Source organism: Enterobacter cloacae complex sp. IR5403 (assembly GCF_049238705.1).
In the GTDB taxonomy this organism is placed as follows: domain Bacteria; phylum Pseudomonadota; class Gammaproteobacteria; order Enterobacterales; family Enterobacteriaceae; genus Enterobacter; species Enterobacter hormaechei_C.
In genome coordinates this window covers 590,403-613,886 of record NZ_JBMKHP010000001.1, presented here as the reverse complement: position 1 = coordinate 613,886, position 23,484 = coordinate 590,403, and the positions used below count along the sequence as shown (strand labels likewise).

General features: G+C 45.4%; 23 protein-coding genes and 11 pseudogenes. 28 read left to right on the top strand and 6 right to left on the bottom strand.

Translation table 11 applies throughout. The annotated features are described in order from the left end of the window. Positions 1–53: 53 nt before the first annotated feature. Positions 54–470 (bottom strand): annotated as a pseudogene (locus ACOTW6_RS02970) (DUF933 domain-containing protein); the annotation flags it as partial. On the opposite strand from ACOTW6_RS02970, the pseudogene ACOTW6_RS02965 reads away from it, so the two are divergent. The 10 genes and pseudogenes from ACOTW6_RS02965 to comJ (ACOTW6_RS02920) form a co-directional block, all read left to right on the top strand. Continuing rightward, positions 466–1,526 (top strand): annotated as a pseudogene (locus tag ACOTW6_RS02965) (RHS repeat domain-containing protein); the annotation flags it as partial. The pseudogenes ACOTW6_RS02970 and ACOTW6_RS02965 overlap by 5 nt on opposite strands. Further along, entirely contained in the window at positions 1,523–1,999 is a 477-nt protein-coding gene (locus ACOTW6_RS02960; protein ID WP_062933876.1) for a hypothetical protein, read from the top strand. The pseudogene ACOTW6_RS02965 and the gene ACOTW6_RS02960, both read left to right, overlap by 4 nt. A 65-nt stretch (positions 2,000–2,064) precedes the next feature. Beyond that, complete coding sequence (locus tag ACOTW6_RS02955) at positions 2,065–2,304, top strand: HNH/ENDO VII family nuclease (protein ID WP_080454698.1); 240 nt, start codon at positions 2,065–2,067, stop codon at positions 2,302–2,304. Positions 2,305–2,316: 12 nt separating this feature from the next. Beyond that, positions 2,317–2,766, top strand: coding sequence for an SMI1/KNR4 family protein (locus ACOTW6_RS02950; RefSeq protein ID WP_062933877.1), 450 nt, complete (start codon positions 2,317–2,319; stop codon positions 2,764–2,766). Positions 2,767–2,910: 144 nt separating this feature from the next. Then, a complete protein-coding gene (locus ACOTW6_RS02945; RefSeq protein WP_062933878.1) occupies positions 2,911–3,354 on the top strand; it encodes a DUF6386 family protein in 444 nt (147 codons plus the stop codon). A gap of 170 nt (positions 3,355–3,524) precedes the next feature. Next, positions 3,525–4,074: pseudogene (locus tag ACOTW6_RS02940) on the top strand (RHS repeat-associated core domain-containing protein); the annotation flags it as partial. 57 nt (positions 4,075–4,131) lie between these two features. Continuing rightward, complete coding sequence (locus ACOTW6_RS02935) at positions 4,132–4,560, top strand: hypothetical protein (RefSeq protein WP_202815620.1); 429 nt, start codon at positions 4,132–4,134, stop codon at positions 4,558–4,560. Further along, on the top strand, positions 4,557–4,805 hold the full coding sequence (locus ACOTW6_RS02930; RefSeq protein WP_045338150.1) for a hypothetical protein: 249 nt from the start codon (positions 4,557–4,559) through the stop codon (positions 4,803–4,805). The genes ACOTW6_RS02935 and ACOTW6_RS02930 overlap by 4 nt, the downstream gene beginning before the upstream one ends. A 229-nt stretch (positions 4,806–5,034) precedes the next feature. After that, entirely contained in the window at positions 5,035–5,169 is a 135-nt protein-coding gene (locus tag ACOTW6_RS02925) for a hypothetical protein (protein WP_256141382.1), read from the top strand. Between the two features lie 351 nt (positions 5,170–5,520). Beyond that, positions 5,521–6,027: a competence protein ComJ gene (gene comJ, locus ACOTW6_RS02920; protein WP_317457783.1), complete on the top strand. Its 507-nt coding sequence runs from the start codon at positions 5,521–5,523 to the stop codon at positions 6,025–6,027. Positions 6,028–6,096: 69 nt separating this feature from the next. Here comJ (ACOTW6_RS02920) and ACOTW6_RS02915 read toward each other — a convergent pair. Further along, positions 6,097–6,487: pseudogene (locus ACOTW6_RS02915) on the bottom strand (DUF933 domain-containing protein); the annotation flags it as partial. A 19-nt stretch (positions 6,488–6,506) separates the two neighbouring features. On the opposite strand from ACOTW6_RS02915, the pseudogene ACOTW6_RS02910 reads away from it, so the two are divergent. The 9 genes and pseudogenes from ACOTW6_RS02910 to comJ (ACOTW6_RS02870) all read left to right on the top strand — a co-directional run. Beyond that, positions 6,507–7,234, top strand: a pseudogene (locus tag ACOTW6_RS02910) (RHS repeat domain-containing protein); the annotation flags it as partial. Further along, on the top strand, positions 7,211–7,660 hold the full coding sequence (locus ACOTW6_RS02905) for a Rhs family protein (protein ID WP_303745643.1): 450 nt from the start codon (positions 7,211–7,213) through the stop codon (positions 7,658–7,660). The pseudogene ACOTW6_RS02910 and the gene ACOTW6_RS02905, both read left to right, overlap by 24 nt. 25 nt (positions 7,661–7,685) lie before the next feature. Then, positions 7,686–8,042, top strand: a complete 357-nt coding sequence (locus ACOTW6_RS02900; RefSeq protein WP_062933882.1) for an SMI1/KNR4 family protein — start codon at positions 7,686–7,688, stop codon at positions 8,040–8,042. 579 nt (positions 8,043–8,621) lie between these two features. Continuing rightward, positions 8,622–9,104 carry a competence protein ComJ gene (gene comJ, locus ACOTW6_RS02895; protein ID WP_213789445.1) on the top strand — a complete coding sequence of 161 codons (483 nt, stop codon included), beginning with the start codon at positions 8,622–8,624 and terminating at the stop codon, positions 9,102–9,104. A 201-nt stretch (positions 9,105–9,305) separates the two neighbouring features. Further along, positions 9,306–10,133 (top strand): annotated as a pseudogene (locus ACOTW6_RS02890) (RHS repeat domain-containing protein); the annotation flags it as partial. 39 nt (positions 10,134–10,172) lie between these two features. Then, positions 10,173–10,514, top strand: coding sequence for a hypothetical protein (locus ACOTW6_RS02885; RefSeq protein WP_237764261.1), 342 nt, complete (start codon positions 10,173–10,175; stop codon positions 10,512–10,514). Between the two features lies 1 nt (position 10,515). Beyond that, positions 10,516–10,992, top strand: a complete 477-nt coding sequence (locus ACOTW6_RS02880; RefSeq protein ID WP_062933888.1) for a hypothetical protein — start codon at positions 10,516–10,518, stop codon at positions 10,990–10,992. Positions 10,993–11,063: 71 nt separating this feature from the next. Beyond that, a complete protein-coding gene (locus ACOTW6_RS02875) occupies positions 11,064–11,615 on the top strand; it encodes a hypothetical protein (RefSeq protein WP_371306723.1) in 552 nt (183 codons plus the stop codon). Positions 11,616–11,779: 164 nt separating this feature from the next. Beyond that, complete coding sequence (comJ, locus tag ACOTW6_RS02870; RefSeq protein WP_421766228.1) at positions 11,780–12,262, top strand: competence protein ComJ; 483 nt, start codon at positions 11,780–11,782, stop codon at positions 12,260–12,262. 31 nt (positions 12,263–12,293) lie between these two features. Here the strand turns inward: comJ (ACOTW6_RS02870) and ACOTW6_RS02865 are convergent. Beyond that, positions 12,294–12,701: pseudogene (locus ACOTW6_RS02865) on the bottom strand (DUF933 domain-containing protein); the annotation flags it as partial. Between ACOTW6_RS02865 and ACOTW6_RS02860 the strand changes: the two are divergent. The 5 genes and pseudogenes from ACOTW6_RS02860 to ACOTW6_RS02840 all read left to right on the top strand — a co-directional run. Further along, positions 12,688–13,893, top strand: a pseudogene (locus ACOTW6_RS02860) (RHS repeat domain-containing protein); the annotation flags it as partial. The pseudogenes ACOTW6_RS02865 and ACOTW6_RS02860 overlap by 14 nt on opposite strands. 15 nt (positions 13,894–13,908) lie before the next feature. Further along, the gene (locus ACOTW6_RS02855) at positions 13,909–14,106 is read left to right on the top strand and encodes a hypothetical protein (RefSeq protein WP_023300305.1); all 198 of its coding nucleotides are present in this window, start codon (positions 13,909–13,911) and stop codon (positions 14,104–14,106) included. 331 nt (positions 14,107–14,437) lie between these two features. Continuing rightward, positions 14,438–15,730: pseudogene (locus tag ACOTW6_RS02850) on the top strand (RHS repeat-associated core domain-containing protein); the annotation flags it as partial. 8 nt (positions 15,731–15,738) lie between these two features. Continuing rightward, positions 15,739–16,302 (top strand): hypothetical protein, encoded by a 564-nt coding sequence (locus ACOTW6_RS02845; protein WP_062933892.1) that lies wholly within the window; start codon positions 15,739–15,741, stop codon positions 16,300–16,302. A 949-nt stretch (positions 16,303–17,251) separates the two neighbouring features. Beyond that, on the top strand, positions 17,252–17,770 hold the full coding sequence (locus tag ACOTW6_RS02840) for a hypothetical protein (RefSeq protein ID WP_058662637.1): 519 nt from the start codon (positions 17,252–17,254) through the stop codon (positions 17,768–17,770). A 651-nt stretch (positions 17,771–18,421) separates the two neighbouring features. Here the strand turns inward: ACOTW6_RS02840 and ACOTW6_RS02835 are convergent. Beyond that, positions 18,422–18,598: pseudogene (locus ACOTW6_RS02835) on the bottom strand (hypothetical protein); the annotation flags it as partial. Here ACOTW6_RS02835 and ACOTW6_RS02830 point away from each other — a divergent pair. The 3 genes and pseudogenes from ACOTW6_RS02830 to ACOTW6_RS02820 form a co-directional block, all read left to right on the top strand. Then, positions 18,557–19,405: pseudogene (locus tag ACOTW6_RS02830) on the top strand (RHS repeat domain-containing protein); the annotation flags it as partial. The pseudogenes ACOTW6_RS02835 and ACOTW6_RS02830 overlap by 42 nt on opposite strands. 29 nt (positions 19,406–19,434) lie before the next feature. After that, complete coding sequence (locus ACOTW6_RS02825) at positions 19,435–19,770, top strand: HYD1 signature containing ADP-ribosyltransferase family protein (protein ID WP_074135703.1); 336 nt, start codon at positions 19,435–19,437, stop codon at positions 19,768–19,770. Continuing rightward, on the top strand, positions 19,727–20,515 hold the full coding sequence (locus ACOTW6_RS02820) for a macro domain-containing protein (RefSeq protein ID WP_062932918.1): 789 nt from the start codon (positions 19,727–19,729) through the stop codon (positions 20,513–20,515). The genes ACOTW6_RS02825 and ACOTW6_RS02820 overlap by 44 nt, the downstream gene beginning before the upstream one ends. A 548-nt stretch (positions 20,516–21,063) precedes the next feature. Here the strand turns inward: ACOTW6_RS02820 and ychF are convergent. Both ychF and pth read right to left on the bottom strand, forming a co-directional pair. Continuing rightward, entirely contained in the window at positions 21,064–22,158 is a 1,095-nt protein-coding gene (gene ychF, locus ACOTW6_RS02815) for a redox-regulated ATPase YchF (protein ID WP_003856650.1), read from the bottom strand. 126 nt (positions 22,159–22,284) lie between these two features. Further along, positions 22,285–22,869: an aminoacyl-tRNA hydrolase gene (pth, locus tag ACOTW6_RS02810; protein WP_062932920.1), complete on the bottom strand. Its 585-nt coding sequence runs from the start codon at positions 22,867–22,869 to the stop codon at positions 22,285–22,287. 274 nt (positions 22,870–23,143) lie between these two features. On the opposite strand from pth, the gene ychH reads away from it, so the two are divergent. Beyond that, positions 23,144–23,419 carry a stress-induced protein YchH gene (gene ychH, locus ACOTW6_RS02805; protein WP_003856655.1) on the top strand — a complete coding sequence of 92 codons (276 nt, stop codon included), beginning with the start codon at positions 23,144–23,146 and terminating at the stop codon, positions 23,417–23,419. Positions 23,420–23,484 lie beyond the last annotated feature (65 nt).

Here is a 23,484-nt window from a genome sequence, read left to right as displayed (position 1 = left end):
TACTCTATAAAAAAATCCACGCCAAAGCGTGGATTTTTTTAATTCAAAACAAATCAAACGTTAAACAAGAAGTTCATCACGTCGCCATCTTTAACGATGTAATCTTTCCCTTCCGCACGCATCCTGCCTGCTTCTTGCGCGCTCTGCTCACCCTTGTAGGTGATGAAGTCTTCATACGCGATAGTCTGCGCGCGAATGAAGCCTTTCTCGAAGTCGGTGTGGATCTTACCAGCCGCCTGAGGCGCAGTCGCACCGACAGGGATGGTCCATGCACGCACTTCTTTTACGCCAGCAGTGAAGTAGGTTTGCAGATTCAGCAGCTCATAGCCCGCGCGGATCACGCGGTTCAGGCCCGGCTATTCCAGACCCGGCTCGGCCATTAAATCTTCACGATCGGCGTCGTTCGTTTCAGCGATATTGGATTCAACCGCGTTCCAAAACGCTACCACTACAGAACCTTTATCGCTTGAAGAGTCTGCTGAGAAGGTCACGCACAACCGCCTGACGCAGCTCAACGGCATTCGCTGGCGCTGTGACATCCACGGCCGCACCGTGGAGAAGGATAACGGTCAGACCCGCTGGCACTACCGCTACGATCCGCTCGGGCGACGCATCAGCAAAACGCGACGCCAGATGCTGTTTGAGCAGCCAACCGGTAAGCCGGTCACCACCCGGTTTGTCTGGGAAGGGTTCCGTCTGTTGCAGGAGGTGCACGGGGATGTGCCGCTGACCTACGTCTACAGCGATCAGGACAGCTACGATCCGCTGGCGCGTATCGACGGCTTTGATGCCCCGGAAATCTTCTGGTTCCACTGTCAGCCCAACGGTACGCCGGAGCGGTTGACGGATATCGAAGGGCAGGTGCGCTGGGAAGGGGTGAACAGCGCCTGGGGCAAACTGCTGCGTGAAAGCGAGACGCAGGTATCAGGATATTCCCAGAACCTGCGCATGCAGGGGCAATACCACGATCGTGAGACAGGGCTGCATACAATCTGTTCCGGTATTACGACCCGGACTGCGGACGGTTTACGCAGCAGGACCCGATAGGGCTGGCGGGGGGGATAAACCTTTACCAGTATGCGCCGAATGCGCTGGGGTGGGGGAATCCTTGGAGGTTGAGCCGTAAATGTAAGGATCCTTCTAAAGAAGCGACTCAATGGCAAGGTCCTCATAATAAAGACTATAAAGGAATCGATAGTTACTCGAATAGAACGCTTAAAAAAGGAACAATCCTTTATGCATTACATCCAAATGGTGATCAGTTACCTGCATATACCGTAACTCATCCTACAGTTAGGCAATATAAAGGTGATTCATTAGGATATCATGAAGCGTTACAGGTGAAACTTAATCCAGATATCCCATTGCGAACAAAGGTTAGGGCATGTTATGTTTCTGAGGATATATTTGTTGCTAGTTGTCGTGCTAATGCGAATCCGCAATACGGAAAAGGTGGGGGGATGCAAATCTATATACCTGAAGAAGCACGTAGTAAATTAATTCCTGGTAAGGTGATAGATATATGAAAAAAATGACATTAAATTTTAAAGATGGAAACATTGAAATTGATGGCTACTCTATTGAACTTGGTTCTTTTGAAAATTTTACTTCTTCTGAATTTTACAAAGCCCATTCTGAATTCACTAGGATAGGTAAATTTTATTTTGCGAAAGATGATATTGAATGGGAAGGGCAGAACTTTATTGTGGAGTTTAGACCAGCTATTTTTTCATTTAATTCATCTCTTTTTCTTACAAGTAAAGATGGGGATTTCTATCAAACACTTAAAGATTGGGAACTTAGAGCATCGTTAAAAAACCTTAAAGATGAAGAAAGAAGATTGACAGACTGGATTCAAAATAAACTTTCCAAAGAAAAAATGGTAAAGATAAGTGCCCCCCCTTATGGAGTCACATGGAACTTTGAATGGGGTGAGCTAACAGTGCAATCAAATGAAAGATCCTTTGATTGCGGTATATACATAGAATGGAAAGATTAAAATTTAGTATAAATGGATAATTATAGGGTAGCGCAGCAGGCTCCAACAAGGCTTGCGTATGAACAATGCCAGAACTCCCAATCAAGAAACATTGTTCCATGAAAGGCCTTGCCAATCTTCATCACGTTCTTGGACAAGAACCTGGACCAATGATGGAAATTCTATCATCTATGTATAAGCTGTATCATAAGCAATTGCATGGATTAATCGCGAACGGTGGTAGTTTTAGAAATACTCCTGAACTTGATAGACAGTACAACAGATTCAGAAGTGCGTATTGGAAGTTGAGAGCATTAGATTTTTAATAGGGTGTAAAAATGATGACTATCAAAACTGCAATTGAATATTTGAACAATAATGCGACAGACGAAGTTTTTTGGTTAGGTCAAGTTGATATAGAACAGATTGACTTACTTGAAAATAACCTTGGCATTAAACTCCCTCATGATTTTCGAGAGTTCTTACTTTTGGTTGGGGGCGGAGGGGTGATTGGAGAGGAGATTTCAGGAATAGTGGATAATAATGCTCTTGAAGAGTCAGGAGGTGCTGTTTTTTACGATACAATATATTGCCGCAATGAATTTTCACTCCCTGAAAATTATGCTGTTATATATCTAAAAGATGATGAGGTTTGCTGGTGTATAGATTCTGGTGGTGAGGATTTTGGAAGGGTTGTTAATTATGATCTGTTTTCCAAGAATACGACGAACATTATAAGTCCTTCGTTTTCTGAATTTTTTGATAATTATGTTAAGTTGCGGACGTGATTAGTGGCATGAATGCCAATTGAATTGATAAGCATTTCCCAAGCTGATAAGGTCCAGGAGATAATTTGGACCTTATGGTACATATTCTATTGTTTCTAAATAGTGATTGTTAATTATAAGATAAGTGATTAAATATTGAAAATTATGCATGAAATAATACATTTCCAAACAAATACAGCAACAGTAGTCATTTATGATTTAGTTTCACTAAAGCATAGAGTTAACGATGATGCAGATTGGTGGAGTTTTCCAGAAGATGAAGTGGTAGAAATAAACAAAGGGAATGTATTATTTCTCAATGTTGGGGATGATGGCACCTACAAAGTTCATATTAAAAATGATGTTGAAGAATATATCGGTGCGCTGTTTTTAAACGTACCTAGTGGAAAGGTTTTCATTGGGGCGGGAGAAGATGTCACGGGCGGGGATCTTGAGCCTGATGATTCAGATGCTATTTCAGGTGAGTTTATTACTTTAGAACCTGGTAGTTACGAAGTTAAATATAAAAAGCAAGGTTCAGATGTTCTGATTTCCTTTACAAAAACAACGATTACAGAAAACTCGTTAGAAGAGGGAGTTTATCTCTGAATGAAACTCACTGCATGGCGTGGATTTTTTCATCCCAAAAAATTTTAATCTATTTGTTCACTACTTAGTCATTTTTAACAATATTCTTTCTTCCTTCTGCGCGTCTCTTGCTTATTTTATTTTTCGCGCCTTATTTACCCTTGCCCTTAATAAACTGTCAATATACATGCAACGAACAACACCACCCTGAGAATGGCTCCCCGTGGCTGCTGACCACCCGCAGCGAATACGACCGTCTCGGTCGACTGCATCGCCGGGACGTTTTTACCGGCAATACCCAGCGCCCGTCGCCGCGCCGCTGGACCCGCCGCTGGGATTACGACTACCGCAATAATCTGGTGCGGGAAGAGCGGGACGATAACCCGTTCAGCTGGTACCGCTGGCAGTACGATAGCGCCGGACGTGTGCTGGTTCAGGACGGCACGCCGGAGCGGATGACGGATAGCGAAGGGCAGGTGCACTGGGAAGGGTGAACAGCGCCTGGGGCAAACTGCTGCGGGAAAGCGAGACGCAGGTATCAGGATATTCTCAGAACCTGCGTATGCAGGGGCAATACCTGGATCGTGAGACAGGGCTGCACTACAATCTGTTCCGGTATTATGACCCGGACTGCGGAAGGTTTACGCAGCAGGACCCGATAGGGCTGGCGGGGGGATTAACCTTTACCAGTATGCGCCGAATACGCTGGGGTGGGTGGATCCGTGGGGGTTGAGCCGTCAGTGTAGCGATAAAACAAAACCTGATTTCTGTGTCTGGCCAGCGGGGCCAAGCGCTACAATGCCTTCTACAGCATATCGCTATATAAGGTATCTTGAGGATGACGGTTCGATTAACACATGGGTGCCTAAAACATACGAATCCAAATCCGCACCAGTCACTTATTGTGGTTTTGATAAATTAGATTCCGGGCGCTCAGTAAGAGATGCATTCCAGAACAAAGGAGCAGATAAATTGAATCCACTCGATCCTCTGGATAAATCATGGAGTGATGGACGTCTAAGAGCTGAGTTTGATACGCTTCAATTATATGAAAATGGTGTTCCGCAAGTGCGAACCCCGAGAATGTTCGGCGATAGGCCAGGAGCGCCACTTGAACCGTTTACTAAGGCATACCCTGAATACGGTCAAGGTAATGTTCAACAACTGCATGCTGAAAATAGAGTTATTAATTTCGACAAGATTGATATTCTACCAGAGGAACCATGATAAATTTACAATCTTATGATGAAGTATTGGATTTCTTGGAGCTGTTTTTTCAAAAATACATTCTTGATTCTAATTATCTTCAGGATATGCAATCTATTTTAGCTGGATGTCGCAAAGAACAAATGGTAGCTATTCGAGCTATAGACTCATGTTTTATGGAATATAGACGAAAGACTCAGGATTATAGAGTTCCTACCATTGAGGAACAGGAGATATGGAAGCAGTTGTTCAATGTATGGCAATAAAATATTAAATCAACAACTGGCAAAGATTTTTTGTTTCCTAGTTGTAAGACGTCGGAAGGCATCCCTGAAACTGTAATAGGTTAAACACCTGTCGGTGATGCATTGATTTCACCAATTACAAATAAATAGAGATATGAAAAATGAATGAGGCTATTTTTCAGGTTTTGGAATTGACATAATTAAAAGAGAGAGTGAATATTTTATCCGATATGATACCGGAACTATTGCTATGATTGAAAAGGAATCGAAAATTACATCAGAAGAAGCATCGAAAGCACAAAGAAGTGAAAGAGATGCTTATGAAGTTATTGTTGCCACTCAGACTAGAGAAGGGAAAAACAAGCCGTTTTTTTCAAAGGAATAATAGTGTTGCGAGGGGGTGTTAATTATTTTTTATTTTTACAGTCAAAAATCAGGAGTTATATAGTTGATAGCGTTAAATTTGTAGTTTACTATATTCTATAGTTGTGATTAATATTTGAAAATGTTATCGTTTTATTTAGTGTATAACTGTGGTTATAAGGTTAATTTCATTGCTAAATTCGGAGATAAATCACACATTTTTAGTTAATGATCATGATTACAAAGAATTTTTCACTCAATTAGCACTTGTCAACTTCGGTTAGTGGGGGAACCCCTGCGTAATAATAGTTGTTTTTATGGTCAATCAGTATTCAAAGAGAAAATATGTACATAGCAACAAAAACAATTGAATATGAACAATAGTCTATTTTATATAATGAGGAATAGACATAGACAATGTGTTGATCTACTGATTTCACATAGTCAAATATTGCTACGATCCCGAGACTATGATGAAAAAATGAGTCAGTGGGATCAAGGTAATATTGATCAAGGCGCTGTAATTCATAAAGACTATGTGATTTTTGATTCATTACCAGAGGACGCGTTCGGAGCAAACGTTAATATCAAACTAGCGAATGCTTTTAATTTAGATGTAAATGCACAACGCTGCATTGTCGTCCCATTTTTTATTACGGATGAAAATAAGCTTCAGATCGCATCTGCGACAGAGAAATTTGATGTGAACATTAATGTAACCGGTAAGACTTTTTCGCTCTTCTTTGAGATTTGTGAAGGGGACGAGATTTATTATAATTTTACTCTTGTGCCTGAAAAAGAAGCTATCACTGCTAAGTTTTTATTAGACGACCCTTGGGGAGGGAAAAAAGACAATCCTCTAAAAGAGGGTGTGTTTTAAAGTTAATAATTACTAAATCGAAATAAAAAAATCCACGCCCAAGCGCGGATTTTTCTCATTCAAAACAAATCAAACGTTAAACAAGAAGTTCATCACGTCGCCATCTTTAACGATGTAATCTTTCCCTTCCGCACGCATCTTGCCTGCTTCTTTCGCACCTTGCTCACCCTTGTAGGTGATGAAGTCTTCAAACGCGATAGTCTGTGCACGGATGAAGCCTTCTCGAAGTCGATGTGGATCTTACCAGCCGCCTGAGGCACAGTCGCATCGACAGGGATGTTTCACGCGCGCACTTCTTTCCGCCCGCGGTGAAGTAGGTTTGCAGGCTGAGCATCTCATAGCCCGCGCGGATCACGCGGTTCAGACCCGGCTCGGCCATGAAATCTACACGATCGGCGTCGTTCACTTCAGCGATATCGGATTCAACCGTGGCGCAAACCGCCACCACTACAGAATCTTCACCGCTCGAAGATTTTACTGAGAAGATCCCGCACAACCGCCTGTCGCAGCTGAACGGCATTCGCTGGCGCTATGACATCCACGGCCGCACCGTGGAGAAGGATAACGGCCAGACCCGCTGGCACTACCGCTACGACGGTGAGCACCGCCTGACGGAGGTGATCAGCCAGCCGCGGGACCGCAACAAGCCGCAGACGCAGGTCAGCTTCCGCTACGATCCGCTCGGTCGCCGCATCAGCAAAACGCGACGCCAGGTGCTGGGCGGACAGCCAATCGGCAAGCCGGTCACCACCCGGTTTGTCTGGGAAGGGTTCCGGCTGTTGCAGGAAGTGCACGGGGATGTGCAGCTGACCTACGTCTACAGCGATCAGGACAGCTACCACCCGCTGGCGCGTATTGACGGCGTTGATGCCCCGGAAATGTTCTGGTTCCACTGTCAGCCCAACGGTACGCCGGAGCGGATGACGGATAGCGAAGGGCAGGTACGCTGGGAAGGGGCGAACAGCGCCTGGGGCAAACTGCTGCGGGAAAGCGAGACGCAGGTATCAGGATATTCTCAGAACCTGCGTATGCAGGGGCAATACCTGAACCGTGAGACAGGGCTGCACTACAATCTGTGCCGGTATTACGACCCGGACTGCGGACGGTTTACGCAGCAGGACCCGATAGGGCTGGCGGGGGGGGGATAAACCTTTACCAGTATGCGCCGAACGCGCTGGGGTGGGTGGATCCGTGGGGGTTGTCGAGATGTAAAGCACCGAACGGATATAAAACGGGTGATGTTGATCCACATGGTAATCTTTCTCCTGGTGTAAACAGGGCGTCGGGCCACACAAATAGTAAAAATGATGGGTTTGTACAAAGTCACCATCCAATACAAGATGCTTGGGCTAAGAAAAGAATTAACGGTTACCAGAGATATACTGCACCTGCTACGTTACTTAAATCCGCATCAGGCAGTCCACACGCTAATATAAGTTCTGCTCAAAGAACTCGTAGAGCTTTACCGGGAGGTTGGGATACAACATTGAAACAAGAGTTTCATATCAGTTACAAAGAAATGATTGATGCAGGTGTTCCAAAGCAGCAGGCAAGGAAATCGATTAGTGACTCGTATAAATATTTTGACCAATTGAGAGAGTCTAATAGTAGTAACATTTATTTTGATATATAACTTATTCATTTACAGGTAAGCCAATATGGAAAAACAGGATTTAATTGATCAGCTAGATGAAATTGAAAAAATCATGCGCATGTCTTTACCTTCTGAATATAAGCGCTTTATGATTGAAAACGTCAAGGACACTGACTCTTATGAAATTCAACGAGCAAATGGTGACCAGCTATATGTTTTCAATTGTTTTGATTTACTTGAAAGAAATAATACATATACAATTCAAGAGGTTGAGCCTGACGTTTTATTGATTGGTCAAGATGGTGATCTTGGGTACTTTTTGAATTTGCGCAAAGGTACTGATGAGATTTACTCTTTAGTTCTTGGAGCGTTAGGAAGCCTAGACATGGATAAAGAAAGTGATAGCATATTTATGCTATAATGATTTTTATTTATTAAACAACTTAGTTCGGTATATTGGGATAATCCACGTTAAATCGTGGATTTTTCTTTCAAACAAATCGAACATAAAAAATAAGTTCATCACATCGTAATTTTTAATGATGTAATCTTTACCTTTCGCACCCAGTGCTGCGCCGCTGATCTCTCCGCTCGGATTACGGCTACCGCGATAACCTGGTGCGGGAAAAGCGGGCGGAAACCCTTTCAACTAGGACAATAGCGCCGGCAACTACTCGTTCAGGATAGCACGCTGAGGGACCGGAGCAGTGGTGTTGGGATGCTGCTGGGAATTCGAACGGAGGATCTCCTGAGAAGATAATCCATAACCGTCTGCTGAAGGAAGTGCATAGGCATGCTCTGTTTACCTATTTCTACAACGATCAAGACAGCTACGATTCGCTGGCGAGTATCGATGCCCCGTACATTTTCTGGTTCCAATGCCAACTCGACTGCACCGATGACGGATATCGAAGGGCAGTAACTGTGGTACAGGTTCAAGTATTGGTAAACTTTTATCAGAACTTTCAGTTAGAACGATAATAAAAGTCGAGGTAATGTAATGAATGATAAAAAAATACAAATAGTTGATCTGCTGATTTCGCATAGTCAAATTTTGTTACGATCCAGAGACTATGATGAGAAACTGAGTCAGTGGGGGAGAGGAAATGTTTCGCAAAGTGCTGTACTTCACAAAGATTATGTTATATTCGAACCATTGCCAGAGGACGCGTTTGGAGCAGACGTCAATATCAAAATAGAGAATGATTTCATATTAGATGAAAATGCTCAGCGCTGTATTGTTGTACCATTTTTCATTACGGATAAACATAAGCTGCAAATCGCTTCTGCAACTGAGAAATTCGATTTAAATATTGATGTGAACGATAAAGTTTATTCACTCTTTTATGAGATTTGTGAAGGAGAAGAAATTTACTATAATTTCACTCTTGTACCGACAAAAGAAGCTATTGATGCTAGGTTTTTGCTAGATGACCCTTGGGGAGGAATAAAAGACCATCCTCTTAAAGAAGGGGTTTTTTAAATTTAATACTGATCGGGGAATTAATCTCGGAATAAAAAATCCACGCCAAAGCGTGGATTTTTTTCATTCAAAACAAATCAAACGTTAAACAAGAAGTTCATCACATCGCCATCTTTAACGATGTAATTTTTACCTTCAGCTCACATTCGGGCTGCCTCTTACGCTCCTTGCTGAATCTTACCCTCAATAAGCTGTCAGAATACCCGCGACGAGCTCCTCCGTGAGACCAGCCGCACCCAGGGGCTGCTGACCAACCGCAGCGAATACGAACGTCTTGGCCGCCTGCATCGCCGGGACGTCTTTACCAGCAATGCCCAGCGTCCGTCGCCGCGCCGCTGGGATTACGACTACCGCAATAACCCGGTGCGTGAAGAGCGGGACGATAACCCGTTCAGCTGGTACCGCTGGCATTACCGGTATGACGGCGAACATCGCCTGACGGAGGTCATCAGCCAGCCGCGGGACCGCAACAGGCCGCAGACGCAGGTCAGCTTCCGCTATGACCCGCTCGGGCGACGCATCAGCAAAACGCGACGCCAGATGCTGTTTGGGCAGCCAACCGGTAAGCCAGTCACCACCCGGTTTGTCTGGGAAGGGTTCCGGCTGTTGCAGGAAGTGCACGGGGATGTGCCGCTGACCTACGTCTACAGCGATCAGGACAGCTACGATCCGCTGGCGCGTATTGACGGCGTTGATGCCCCGGAGATCTTCTGGTTCCACTGTCAGCCCAACGGCACGCCGGAGCGGATGACGGATAGCGAAGGGCAGGTGCGCTGGGAAGGGGTGAACAGCGCCTGGGGCAAACTGCTGCGGGAAAGCGAGACGCAGGTATCAGGATATTCCCAGAACCTGCGTATGCAGGGGCAATACCTGGATCGTGATGCAGGGCTGCACTAAAATCTGTTCCGGTATTATGACCCGGACTGCGGAAGGTTTACGCAGCAGGACCCGATAGGCCTGGCGGGGGGGATAAACCTTTACCAGTATGCGCCGAACGCGCTGGGGTGGGTGGATCCGTGGGGGTTAAAATGTGGTTTTTCTCAAAAAGATCGTATAACACAAGGATGGGTGGATAGATTAACAGGGAAAAAAAACGCTGATGTTCATAATATTTTGACATCCAAAGGTTGGACGAGAACATATCCACAAGCCAATAAACCAGGAGCTATCCAACATATTCAATATGTCAAAACAACAAAATCAGGTACTACGTACAAATTAGATTATCATCCCGGAGGGACTCCAACTCAACCTAATATTCATGGTAATGATTACTGGAAATTTTATCGCGAAGTTGATGGTGCTGATGTAGTATATGGGAGAATTGGTCATGGAGAGTTTAAAAATTATGATTTAATAACCGATTCACCTGTTTATGTTGACGGAGTTTTACTTAATGGGGGGGGGTAAAATGATTGATTTTAATGCTGATATTTTATCAGGAAGAGCACTAGGTAACGTTTTTTTGGGGGATAATATCAGTAAGTACATAAGCGAGTTATATGCTGGCTATAAGGTAACTTACTTTGATTATTTCTTGCCTGATGATAAAAAAAGGCTTGCTTATATTGTAGATGACACAATGACAATCGCTACCCTTGAAGATGGAACGATCATTTCTATTGGTTGTAACGTAAACTATAAGGGGAGGTATAATAAAATATTACAAACAGGCCAAACGATGGGGGAAATAATAGGGTTGACTTACAAACAGCGTATATTTAATGGCTGTTTTATTATAAATGACGACTTTGGTTTTTCATTCGAGTTGCCAGCGCCATATGATGAAATTGCAGATAGCATTGCACATGTTCCACTAGATCTTGTTCTTAATGAAATCCGTGTTGCTGATTACTCTGATTGGAACCCACAAAAAATAAAACGCTGAAGTGTGGGTTAGGGTTGATCCCTCGGATTATTTACTTTACATAAAACCCTGGGTAAGCATTCTCTGGAGTCATGACATCCACTGTCGTAAGTAAAATACCCAGCGCCCGTCGCAGCGCCGCAGGGATTACTACTACCGCAATAACTTGGTGCGCGAAGAGCGGGACGATAACCCGTTCAAATGGTACCGCTGGCAGTACGACAGACAGTGCCGGGCGTCTCCTGGTTCAGGACGGCACGCTGGCCGGAGAGGAGCAGGGGATCTGGGATGCAGCCGCTAACCCGCTCGAAGGTTCTGTTGAGAACATTACGCACAACCGCCTGGCGCAGCTGAATGATATTCGCTGGCGTTATAATACCCATGCTTGCACTGTAGAGAAGGATAACGGCCAAACCCGAGGAACCGCAACAAACCGCAGACGCAGGTCAGCTTCCGCTACGATCCGCTCGGTCGCCGCATCAGTAAAACGCGACGCCAGAAGCTGGGCGGACAGCCAACCGGCAAGCCATCACCACCCGGTGTGTCTGGAAATGACTGCCTACTGGGGGAAGCGCACGGGGATGTGCTGTTCACCTACGTCGACGAAAGTGGTCAGGACAACTACGATTTGCTGGCGCGTGTAGATAGTGTTGATGCTTCATATATCTTCTGGGTCCATTGCCAATCCAACGGCACGGCACAACTTATAACTGATATCTAAAAGCAGTAATTTTGGTGCAGGTTCGAGTATTGGTAATGTTTTTCCATAACAATCATATGGAACAAGAATAAAAGTCTAGGGAATATAATGAGTGATAAGATCATGCAAACAGTAGATCTGCTAATTTCACATAGTCAAATATTGTTACGATCCAGAGACTATGACGAAAAGCTGAGTCAGTGGGGAAAAGGTAATGTTTCTCAAGGCGCTGTTTTACACAAGGATTATGTTATATTCGATCCATTACCAGAGGACGCATTTGGAGCAAACGTCAATATCAAAATAGATAATGCTTTTAAATTAGATCGAAATGCACAACGCTGCATTGTTGTTCCATTTTTTATTACGGATAAAAATAAGATCCAGATCGCATCTGCGACAGAGAAATTTGATGTAAGCATTAACGTAACCGGCAAGATTTATTCGCTCTTTTATGAGGTTTGTGAAGGGGACGAGATTTATTATAATTTTACTCTTGTGCCTGAAAAAGAAGCAATCCCTGCTAAGTTTTTATTAGACGACCCTTGGGGAGGGAAAAAATTCAATCCTCTAAAAGAGGGTTTTTTTTAAAGTTAATAATAACTAAATCGAATGAAAAAAATCATACGTTAAACAAGAAGTTCACCACATGAACCTCTTTAACGAAGTAATCTTTCCCTTCCGTACGCATCTTGCCTGCTTCTTTCGCGCCTTGCTCACCCTTGCAGGTGATAAAGTCTTAAAACGCGATAGTCTGCGCACGAATGAAGCCCTTCTTAAAGTCGGTGTGGATCTTACCGGCCGCGTGAGGCGCAGTCGCACCGACAGGGATGATTCACGCGTTCACTTCTTTCACGCCCGCGGTGAAGTAGGTTTGCAGGCTGAGCAGCTCATAGCCCGCGCGGATCACGCGGTTCAGCCCCCGCTCGGCCATGAACTCTTTATGGTCGCCGTCGATGATTTCAGCGATATCGGATTCAACCGCGGCGTAAACCGCTACCTCTACAGAACCTTTACCGCTTGAAGACTCTGCTGAGAAGGTCACGCACAACCGTCTGACGCAGCTGAACGTCATTCGCTGGCACTACCGCTACGACGGCGAGCATCGCCTGACGGAGGTCATCAGTCAGCCGCGGGACCGCAACAGGCCGCAGACGCAGGTCAGCTTCCGCTATGACCCGCTCGGGCGACGCATCAGCAAAACGCGACGCCAGATGCTGTTTGGGCAGCCGACCGGCAAGCCGGTCACCACCCGGTTTGTATGGGAAGGGTTCCGGCTGTTGCAGGAGGTGCACGGTGATGTGCCGCTGACCTACGTCTACAGCGATCAGGACAGCTACGATCCGCTGGCGCGTATTGACGGCGTTGATGCCCCGGAAATCTTCTGGTTCCACTGTCAGCCCAACGGCACGCCGGAGCGGATGACGGATAGCGAAGGGCAGGTGCGCTGGGAAGGGGTGAACAGCGCCTGGGGCAAGCTGCTACGGGAAAGCGAGACGAAGGTATCAGGATATTCTCAGAACCTGCGCATGCAGGGGCAATACCTGGACCGTGAGACAGGGCTGCACTACAATCTGTGCCGGTATTACGACCCGGACTGCGGACGGTTTACGCAGCAGGACCCGATAGGGCTGGCGGGGGGGATAAACCTTTACCAGTATGCGCCGAATGCGCTGGGGTGGGTGGATCCGTGGGGGTTATCGTGCGGAAATAGCTGGAATGCTTTCCAGAGCAAAACTCGAGGTGCTTTTGCTACAAGAGGTCATGCTGCACGGGCCTACCGAGCTACTCATGGAATTTCAAAGCCAGATTTCCCTAATCCGGCGACATACCTCGATGCAGGAAAAATTAGTAGGCATTTAGAACTATTCAAGGGAGGGGTTACTAAGTTCGTTTGGGGTATTAATCCTGAATTTAGTCATTTAGGTCCTCCAGGAGGCCACTTTGTTATGCCAAGGACCGTTGCTGATGACTTAATTAGACGTTCGGGTGGGAATATTCCAAAGCTTGATAGATTGTTAGGGTTAAATGCAGGTGATCTCGGAGACGCTCCTTTAAGAGTTGATATTAATAATCCGACAGGTTTAAGAATGCCAACAGGAAATGAACGAGGAGCAAATGAATTTTGGTTGCCGGGAGGATATACTTCAGGTGATATCCCAGAGGCGGCCATAGATCCTACTCCGCTAAATCAATTAAAGATCACACCGTTGAAGAATTAAAAAAAAGGAGGCGCAATGGATAAAATAATATTTAATAATTATGGAGTAATCCTTATCGAAAGAGAAGGGCGTTTTTTTATTAGGTTTTATTCAGGGGGGATAGTTATGAAAGAAGAGGAAGAAGAATTGAGCATTGATGAGGCCAAAAAAGTTCAAATGAGTGAAAAGGATGCTTATGAGGTTTTAATAGCCATTGAAAAAAAGAAAAGCTAAAATATTGGCCTCATTTTTAATAATTACCTGTCGATCAGTAATAAGGATGGTTTTTTACTACAAACCAAAATAAGTCGCTCAATGAGGTTCTTTGTAAAAGTTAACTTTAGCCAATTATAATAGAGAACTAAAAACACGCATGGGGGGCGTTTTTTGTTCAAAGCGATTAAAAGTTAAATAAAAAATTATCTCATAGAAATCTGTAAGAAGTAATTTTCCCCTTCCACAACCATCTTGTCCGCTACTTTCGTGCCTTGCTTATCCTTGTCGGCGTGGAGTCCTTATACATTATAGCTTGAGCACGTATAAGCCCTTGCTCTAGGCGCACGCAGGGGGGCTGTCTACCCGCAGCGAATATGACCGTCTTGGCCGCCTGCATCGCCGGGATATAGTTACCGGTAATTCTCAGTGCTCTTGGTTGCACCGCTGGAATACTACCGGTAACCCGCTCGAAGGCTTTGCTGAGAAGGTCACTCACAACCGCCTGACGCAGCTGAACGGCATTCGCTGGCGCTATGACATCCACGGCCGCACCGTGGAGAAGGATAACGGCCAGACCCGCTGGCACTACCGCTACGACGGCGAGCACCGCCTGACGGAGGTCATCAGCCAGCCGCGGGACCGCAACAGGCCGCAGACGCAGGTCAGCTTCCGCTATGACCCGCTCGGGCGACGCATCAGCAAAACGCGCCGCCAGATGCTGTTTGGGCAGCCGACCGGCAAGCCGGTCACCACCCGGTTTGTCTGGGAAGGGTTCCGGCTGTTGCAGGAAGTGCACGGGGATGTGCCGCTGACCTACGTCTACAGCGATCAGGACAGCTACGATCCGCTGGCACGTATTGACGGCGTTGATGCCCCGGAAATCTTCTGGTTCCACTGCCAGCCGAACGGCACGCCGGAGCGGATGACGGATAGCGAAGGGCAGGTGCGCTGGGAAGGGGTGAACAGCGCCTGGGGCAAGCTGCTGCGGGAAAGCGAGACGCAGGTATCAGGATATTCCCAGAACCTGCGCATGTAGGGGCAATACCTGGACCGCGAGACAGGGCTGCACTACAATCTGTTCCGGTATTACGACCCGGACTGCGGAAGGTTTACGCAGCAGGACCCGATAGGGCTGGCGGGGGGGATAAACCTTTACCAGTATGCGCCGAGTGCGCTGGGGTGGGCAGATCCGTGGGGGTTGACTCCTGACGATCTCATTCGTTACCGGCCACATGATTCTCTTTCTGCTCAAGCTGGAGCTAGAAGCTCTGCTATTTCTAGGGCATGGGTGCAAGAAAAAGCCTTATTGCAGGATGGTGGGGCTGGCACAAGAAATTGGACAGCGCAAGAGAGGGATTTAATTTTGAAGACTCCCAACAAGAGCCTAACCTCTGTGATGTCCCGGGCAGTCTATACCGGGCATCATATCAATTCGGTAGAAGGCAATGGTACACTTGGTTCCAAATGGCAAGGTGATCCGAGGAACATTGTATTCTTGAAAAATCATAACCATCCCGACAAGTTCAATGAGCATGTCCATGGTGATCAAGGACATAGAGGGAATACTAAGAACTCGACGCGTGGGCGCTTAATCGATAGAGAAAGAACACTAAAATCTAGACAACGATGTAAGCAATTATAGGTGGAAAGATGAACTTAAAAAATGCAGTCCAAGATCTTGTGAACAAATTTAAAATGAATGAATTGAATATGGGAGAGATAGACTATACAGACGATGAAAATGAGACTTCTTTTCCCGTGAATTTAAATGGGGAGGTTGATTTTTTTTATCGTCATTTGATTTTAAATGACAGTCCAACATTTGATGGTACTTTTTATTTACAGATTATTGAACCTCAAGATCTCAACGAAATATTATCCGGTTGGCGAGTTCAAAATGATACGGCTTGGCGCGATGAATATATAATCTTTGCTGAAAGAAATGGTGACGTTCTTTTTTGTGACACCCAAAATCTAACATCTCCTGTTTATGGTAGCATTCAAAAACGAAACTTTATAATTTCTGGTTCCTTAGCTGACTTTTTGAATGCTTTTTGTTCTGCTATTGAGATGGAACAAAATAATTATGATGGTGATGCTACAGATGATGAATTTAATTTAAGAGAAGATTTTCTGGAAGATATCGATGTGATGCTTAAAACTAAACTAAAAGATGTTGAGGTTGAAGGGTTTAAAAAATTCTTTTTTGGTTAGTTTTTAAGTTTTTTAATAATAAAGATTTACTGTCTTAGATACCTCCTTGCTTCTAAAAGCATTTATTTCTTATTCCCCTTTTTATAGGTGAGGAGGTTTATTTGCTATTGCTAATGAATAAACACATGAATAATATTTACATCTCTTGTAGAAAAAGGAAACGAATTTCATGATAAAAAAATAAGCCGAGGCTTTAGAGCAATAACAAAATGTCCGGCAGGCTCTTCCTGAGCCGCAGATCGAATGGAAAATTGCCAACTGCAACTCTGCGTACATGTACAGTGCTTGCTTTGCTCTCAAGGAGAACGATGAGGCGAAAAAATGGGGGGAGAGGATACTTAGTACACGTGGATCGGATATAGAGACAGCGCCGTTAATCGACCTCGGCATGGTTTTTTATGAGTTGAATCAATTTGATGAAGCGTACAAATATTTTAATGATTCTTATAACTACGTCAAAGAACGAACGTTTCAAGACAGAGCTGAAAAATACCTTGAGTTCTATTTTCCTAAGAGTGCGCAAGTTCGTTTTTTTCATAAAAAACAAATCAAACTTTAAACAAGAAGTTCATCCCATCGCCATTTTTAACGATTTGATTTTTTGCTTTCTGCACGCAACTTACCTTTTTCTTTACGTCATGCTCATTCTTTTAAGTGTAAAGTCTTTAGATATTAGACTCTGAGCATTTAAAAGTCTTTTACCAGCTGTACGCAATAATGAAATTATGACAACTGCGATCGTCTGTTGGTAATCCACCTCGAACGACTTGCTGGAAAGGACACGCACAACCCCCTAACGCATGCTTAATCCGTTAAATCAAGGGGGATTGGCTCCTAAGCACGTTGATCCAACAACGCCAGGTAGATCGTATGTATTACCATCAGTATGGGCAGAATGGCTTGAAGAAGTAGCGATTCCAGGCTCCGGTAATGTAAAATAGGTTACTATATGAATATTAATAAAGATGATGATCTCCTTGTGATAGTAAAGAAAGAAGGAATATATTATTGGTTCGTGGCGTTCAAAGAAATGTGGGTTTTAGATAGAATTAAATGGATAGAGGATTTTGTGAAAAGTGGGGTGGAAATAAATCTACAGGATGTCCATAAGGAAAGATATGACATACCCGTAGTAAATGAAGAAAACGCGCAGATATTTATTGATGGGTTAATTAAAGATGGCTATTCATTCGATAAGGATGACATAGCTGATGAGTTTTTTAGTAGGCTTTCGCAAAAAACAACTTGGTGGGATATATATGATCTTATGCCGGATTTGCTTATAGATTTTGATAATAAAAGACTATATTCGGAGTATGTTGAAAGTATGCATTATCAAAAATATGTTCCTGATGGTTGGCAAGGTGAGCTTGTTGATTTCTGCGGTAATGGAACGTTACCTCAAGATGAAATGTTCTGGATAAAGAATGGAACAAATCATAGAAACGTTATCATTGCTAAAGGGTAAAAAAAATTTTCAGCATACCATTTTAGATTATGCAATGGTCTTACAACACGCGAGTTAGTTTTTGTGTTAACCGATAAAAAGCCATTATTAACCGTTGTAACACTATTTGATGCTTAGGGCAAAAGCTTCTTTGCCTGCACTGCCACGAGGCACATTTTTCTATTACTTAAAAATCATCTGAACGAAGAAGGGGTTGTTGTCTTTAGCTATGTGGAAAACCAAAATGGCTGGCATGATTGGTTTTATTTAAATGGTATGAAGCGTAACGCGTTGTCTCGATCAGGCCCTGCTTATTATGATAAAATGCGATTCAAAACTTTTAACGATTCCCGCTCGCAAAAAAAAGGGATTTAGAAGATATATTATTGTCGACCGGCAGACCTCTCCTAAGAAACGGTGGTGTCAGCCTCGCTAAGTATTAGAGTCTGGCCTTACTTGTTGAGTGATTAATCGAGGTGCCTTTTCAGACGTTAAAGCTTGCGACTACACAAATCATTTCTTTGGAGGTGAGCAAGAAGTCAGATCTCTAAGATATTTTTTTGACTCCCTAATAAAAAATGTACGTGAAAGCGTGGATTTTTCCCGTTCATAAAAATTAAACGTAAACAAGAAGTTCATCACATCGCCATCTTCAACAATGTAGTCTTTTCCTTATGCACGCATCTTGCCTCCTTCTTTCGCGCCTGGCCCTTCCTGACCCAGCTCTTCCATAAACTCTTCACGGTCGGCATCGTCCAGTTCAGTATTATCGGATTCAACCGTGGCGCAAACTACTAACACTAACGAACCCGCAGCGAATATGACCGTCTTGGCCGCCTGCATCGCCGGGATATAGTTACCGGTAATTTTCAGTGCTATTGGTTGCACCGCTGGGATACTACCGGTAACCCGCTCGAAGGATCTGCTGAGAAGGTTACGCACAACCGCCTGACGCAGCTGAACGGCATTCGCTGGCGCTATGACATCCACGGCCGCACCGTGGAGAAGGATAACGGCCAGACCCGCTGGCACTACCGCTACGACGGCGAGCACCGCCTGACGGAGGTGATCAGCCAGCCGCGGGACCGCAACAGGCCGCAGACGCAGGTCAGCTTCCGCTATGACCCGCTCGGGCGACGCATCAGCAAAACGCGACGCCAGATGCTGTTTGGGCAGCCGACCGGCAAGCCGGTCACCACCCGGTTTGTCTGGGAAGGGTTCCGGCTGTTGCAGGAGGTGCACGGGGATGTGCCGCTGACCTACGTCTACAGCGATCAGGACAGCTACGATCCGCTGGCGCGTATTGACGGCGTTGATGCCCCGGAGATCTTCTGGTTCCACTGTCAGCCCAACGGCACGCCGGAGCGGATGACGGATAGCGAAGGGCAGGTGCGCTGGGAAGGGGTGAACAGCGCCTGGGGCAAGCTGCTACGGGAAAGCGAGACGAAGGTATCAGGATATTCTCAGAACCTGCGCATGCTGGGGCAATACCTGGACCGTGAGACAGGGCTGCACTACAATCTGTTCCGGTATTATGACCCGGACTGCGGACGATTTACGCAGCAGGACCCGATAGGGCTGGCGGGAGGGATTAACCTTTACCAGTATGCGCCGAACGCGCTGGGGTGGGTGGATCCGTGGGGGTTGACTCCTAAAACATTAATTCACTACACGACTGAAGAAGGATGAAAGGTATCACGGAAAGTGGTGTAATAAGACCTTCATCAGGAGATATACACGCCCGTTTCGGGGATGGACAATACTTCACTAATATTAGACCTGAAATGATTGGCGGACGAACACTCAAAGATGTTGGAGGAACTGGAAAAATGTCTCTGGGTCAATTAGCAGCTGATATATATGGTGATGCGAGGAAATTAAAAGGTATAAGCCATTTTGTCGAAATAGATGTTACTGGCTTAGATGTAATTGAACCCCGGAAAAATACATTTTTGATCTTAAACACAAAAGATCTCGATGTCTCTAAAAGAATTGTTAAAAGTGGGAGGAGTTGTGGTTGAGGTGAAAAAATATTATAAAGGAAGTGTTGATTTTATTGCAGGTGAAGGGACTATTCTCAATGAGTTCATAGGAGAGGTAGCCACGCGACAAATAAATATTATAGATGGTAATTATTATGCTTCTTCCTCTTTGCTAGATAAAAATGAAAAAGTTGGCTTCCTGCTGTATGATGGTAAGAAAAGCGACCTGGACTTAAGTGACGCCGAAGAAATTTCGAATGAGGAATTTGAAGTTTTCTGGCAAACATCAACGAGTTCATTGCAAGAAAAAAAGCGAATAAAATACTTGTTTGGAGATGCTGTGGAACCTTTGAAAAAATCCACAGTTATTGCTCATATTGTGAATAATAAAGGGAAGTGGGGTAAAGGTTTTGTTCTGTCCCTTTCAAATAAATATCCTGCGGCAAAAAAAAGCTATCTTAGTAGCTTCAAAGAAAATAGCTCCCCAGAATTAGGGATGGTTGATTTTGTTATGGTTGATGCTCAGGAGAAGATATTTATTGCTAATATGTATGCGCAGGATGGTATAAAGAAAAATATCAACGACAAAAAACAATGCGTATGTTATGACTCTCTGGAAGTTTGTCTTGAAAAATTATCTGACTTTGCTTTAGTGAATCGCCTTTCTGTACAAATGCCAAGGATAGGAGCTGGCCTCGGTGGTGGTGATTGGAATGTTATAGAGTCATTAATACTAAAAAATATTTGCTATAAAATGATTGATTGCAATGTAATAAGTTTATGATTTTAAATAAAATTTAACCATGTATTATGGTATTTTTGGCGGTTTCTTAGGCAAGGTTTTTTTATTTAAAAGGGCAAGAACTTAAGTATGATAATATCTATAATAATATACTATTGAACAAGGAAACGAGTTTCACGATGAAAAAAAATACGTCGAGGCTTTAGAGCAATACCAAAAAGCCTGGCAAGCTCTTCCTGAGCCAAAGCTCCAATGGGAGCTCGCCAACTGGATCTCTGCCTGCATGTACAGCGCATATTTTGATCTCGCGGATTACGCTGAGGCAAAGAAATGGGGAGAGACGACATTACGGACACGTGGATCGGATATAGACACTGCACCCTTAATCGATCTCGGCATGGTCTGTTATGAATTGAATCAATTCGAGGAAGCGTATAAATATTTTAACGATGCTTATAATTACGGCAAAGAGCGTGCGTTTCAGGATAGACCTAAAAAATATCTAGAGTACTATCTGCGCAAAAGGAGATAGGTTCGTTACTCTATAAAAAAATCCACGCCAGGGCGTGGATTTTTTCACTCAAAACAAATCAAACGTTAAACAAGAAGTTCATCACATCGCCATCTTTAACGATGTAGTCTTTCCCTTCCGCACGCATCTTGCCAGCTTCTTTCGCGCCTTGCTCACCCTTGTAGGTGATAAAGTCTTCAAACGCGATAGTCTGCGCACGAATGAAGCCTTTCTCGAAGTCGGTGTGGATCTTACCAGCCGCCTGAGGCGCGGTCGCTCCCACAGGGATGGTCCACGCACGCACTTCTTTCACGCCAGCGGTGAAGTAGGTTTGCAGATTCAGCAGCTCATAGCCCGCGCGGATCACGCGGTTCAGGCCCGGCTCTTCCAGACCCAGCTCGGCCATGAACTCTTCACGATCGGCGTCGTCCAGCTCTGCAATATCAGATTCAACGGCAGCGCAAACCGCTACCACTACAGAACCTTCAGCCGCAGCGATTTCACGCACTTTGTCCAGATACGGGTTGTTCTCGAAACCGTCTTCGTTAACGTTGGCGATGTACATGGTTGGCTTCAGGGTCAGGAAGCTCAGGTATTTGATCGCCGCTTTGTCTTCGTCAGTCAGGTTTTTCAGCGCGCGCAGCATGCCCGCGTTTTCCAGCTGTGGCAGACATTTTTCCAGCGCAGCCAGTTCCGCTTTCGCGTCTTTGTCGCCGCCTTTGGCTTTCTTCTGCACGCGGTGAATGGCGCGTTCGCAGGTGTCGAGGTCAGAGAGGGCCAGCTCGGTGTTGATGACGTCGATGTCGTCAGCTGGATCCACTTTATTGTTAACGTGGATAATGTTGTCGTTCTCGAAGCAGCGCACAACGTGGCCGATCGCTTCGGTTTCACGGATGTTGGTCAGGAACTGGTTGCCCAGGCCTTCACCTTTGGATGCGCCTTTTACCAGGCCCGCGATGTCCACGAACTCCATGGTAGTTGGCAGAATGCGCTGCGGCTTCACGATTTCCGCGAGCTGGTCCAGACGCGGATCGGGCATAGGAACAACACCGGTGTTCGGCTCGATGGTACAGAACGGGAAGTTCGCCGCTTCAATACCTGCTTTGGTGAGCGCGTTGAACAGGGTGGATTTGCCCACGTTTGGCAGACCGACGATACCGCATTTGAATCCCATTTCTAAATCACCTTAATATCTTGATAATCAATTCGTTAACGATAACCGATTGAAGAAAAGTAAATAACTACGCCTATTATACACGTAACCCGCGCGACGCGCGGTAAAAAAGCCCCGGGGCGCCGATTATTGCGCTTTGAAAGCGTGCAGTCGATTGGTGGCTTTTGTCAGGCCATCCTGAAGCCAAATCTCGGTGCAGCGGGCCGCTTCGTCCACCGCTTCGTCAATCAACTTCTGCTCAGAAACCGGTGGTTTACCCAGTACGAAACCAACAACTTTGTTTTTATCGCCCGGATGGCCGATTCCCACGCGCAAACGGTGGAAATTAGGGTTATTACCCAGTTTGCTGATGATGTCTTTCAGACCATTGTGGCCGCCATGACCGCCGCCCAGTTTGAACTTCGCCACGCCTGGCGGCAGGTCCAGTTCGTCGTGGGCCACCAGGATCTCATCCGGGTTGATGCGATAAAACGTTGCCATGGCCGCCACGGCTTTGCCGCTCAGGTTCATAAAGGTGGTTGGCACCAGCAACCGCACGTCAGCACCCGCAAGACTGATGCGTGAGGTATACCCGTAAAACTTGGGTTCTTCACGCAGGGGTGCGCGCAAACGCTCCGCCAGCAGATCAACATACCAGGCGCCGGCGTTATGGCGGGTAGCGGCATACTCTGCGCCCGGATTGGCGAGGCCGACAATCAGTTTAATTGTCACGATTTACTTCCTAATGGGTTCCAGATCTGGCGCGTAGTTTACTGTCTGGCGCGCCGCTTGACAAAGTTCTGCCTGCGGTACACCGAAATGCGAATAATTTCCTCTTTGAACAATTAGAATTTCAAGCTGTTCAATGTCTTATTTGTAAATTTTTGTCCGGGAGTTATCAGTAAATGTGATCATTCACGCAACTCATATAAGAGGCGTTGTCTATACTTTACACACAAGGAGAAGGGGCTTTTCCCCTGACAACCCAAAGTTCCGGAGGTGACATATGAAACGCAAAAACGCTTCAATGCTCGGTAACGTGCTAATGGGGTTGGGACTGTTCGTGATGGTCGCCGGTGTCGGTTATTCAATCTTAAACCAATTACCGCAGCTTGACCTCCCACAATACTTTGCGCATGGCGCGGTGCTGAGTATCTTCCTTGGTGCGGTATTGTGGCTCGCCGGGGCGCGCGTGAGCGGACATGAGGAAGTCTGCGATAAATACTGGTGGGTGCGCCATTACGATAAACGATGCCGCCGCGACCAGCGCAAGCATAGCTAGTGCCCCATAAAGAACACCGAAACGACTTCATCTGAAGTCGTTTTTTTTTGCATGACGCATTGACC

Excerpts from the sequence above, each read along its gene's own strand:
- ACOTW6_RS02960 (WP_062933876.1), top strand. The coding sequence starts at position 1,523 with ATGAAAAAAATGACATTAAATTTTAAAGATGGAAACATTGAAATTGAT.
- ACOTW6_RS02955 (WP_080454698.1), top strand. The coding sequence starts at position 2,065 with ATGCCAGAACTCCCAATCAAGAAACATTGTTCCATGAAAGGCCTTGCC.
- ACOTW6_RS02950 (WP_062933877.1), top strand. The coding sequence starts at position 2,317 with ATGATGACTATCAAAACTGCAATTGAATATTTGAACAATAATGCGACA.
- ACOTW6_RS02945 (WP_062933878.1), top strand. The coding sequence starts at position 2,911 with ATGCATGAAATAATACATTTCCAAACAAATACAGCAACAGTAGTCATT.
- ACOTW6_RS02935 (WP_202815620.1), top strand. The coding sequence starts at position 4,132 with ATGCCTTCTACAGCATATCGCTATATAAGGTATCTTGAGGATGACGGT.
- ACOTW6_RS02930 (WP_045338150.1), top strand. The coding sequence starts at position 4,557 with ATGATAAATTTACAATCTTATGATGAAGTATTGGATTTCTTGGAGCTG.
- ACOTW6_RS02925 (WP_256141382.1), top strand. The coding sequence starts at position 5,035 with ATGATTGAAAAGGAATCGAAAATTACATCAGAAGAAGCATCGAAAGCA.
- comJ (WP_317457783.1), top strand. The coding sequence starts at position 5,521 with ATGAACAATAGTCTATTTTATATAATGAGGAATAGACATAGACAATGT.
- ACOTW6_RS02900 (WP_062933882.1), top strand. The coding sequence starts at position 7,686 with ATGGAAAAACAGGATTTAATTGATCAGCTAGATGAAATTGAAAAAATC.
- comJ (WP_213789445.1), top strand. The coding sequence starts at position 8,622 with ATGAATGATAAAAAAATACAAATAGTTGATCTGCTGATTTCGCATAGT.
- ACOTW6_RS02880 (WP_062933888.1), top strand. The coding sequence starts at position 10,516 with ATGATTGATTTTAATGCTGATATTTTATCAGGAAGAGCACTAGGTAAC.
- ACOTW6_RS02875 (WP_371306723.1), top strand. The coding sequence starts at position 11,064 with ATGACATCCACTGTCGTAAGTAAAATACCCAGCGCCCGTCGCAGCGCC.
- comJ (WP_421766228.1), top strand. The coding sequence starts at position 11,780 with ATGAGTGATAAGATCATGCAAACAGTAGATCTGCTAATTTCACATAGT.
- ACOTW6_RS02855 (WP_023300305.1), top strand. The coding sequence starts at position 13,909 with ATGGATAAAATAATATTTAATAATTATGGAGTAATCCTTATCGAAAGA.
- ACOTW6_RS02845 (WP_062933892.1), top strand. The coding sequence starts at position 15,739 with ATGAACTTAAAAAATGCAGTCCAAGATCTTGTGAACAAATTTAAAATG.
- ACOTW6_RS02840 (WP_058662637.1), top strand. The coding sequence starts at position 17,252 with ATGAATATTAATAAAGATGATGATCTCCTTGTGATAGTAAAGAAAGAA.
- ACOTW6_RS02825 (WP_074135703.1), top strand. The coding sequence starts at position 19,435 with ATGAAAGGTATCACGGAAAGTGGTGTAATAAGACCTTCATCAGGAGAT.
- ACOTW6_RS02820 (WP_062932918.1), top strand. The coding sequence starts at position 19,727 with ATGTCTCTAAAAGAATTGTTAAAAGTGGGAGGAGTTGTGGTTGAGGTG.
- ychF (WP_003856650.1), bottom strand. The coding sequence starts at position 22,158 with ATGGGATTCAAATGCGGTATCGTCGGTCTGCCAAACGTGGGCAAATCC.
- ychH (WP_003856655.1), top strand. The coding sequence starts at position 23,144 with ATGAAACGCAAAAACGCTTCAATGCTCGGTAACGTGCTAATGGGGTTG.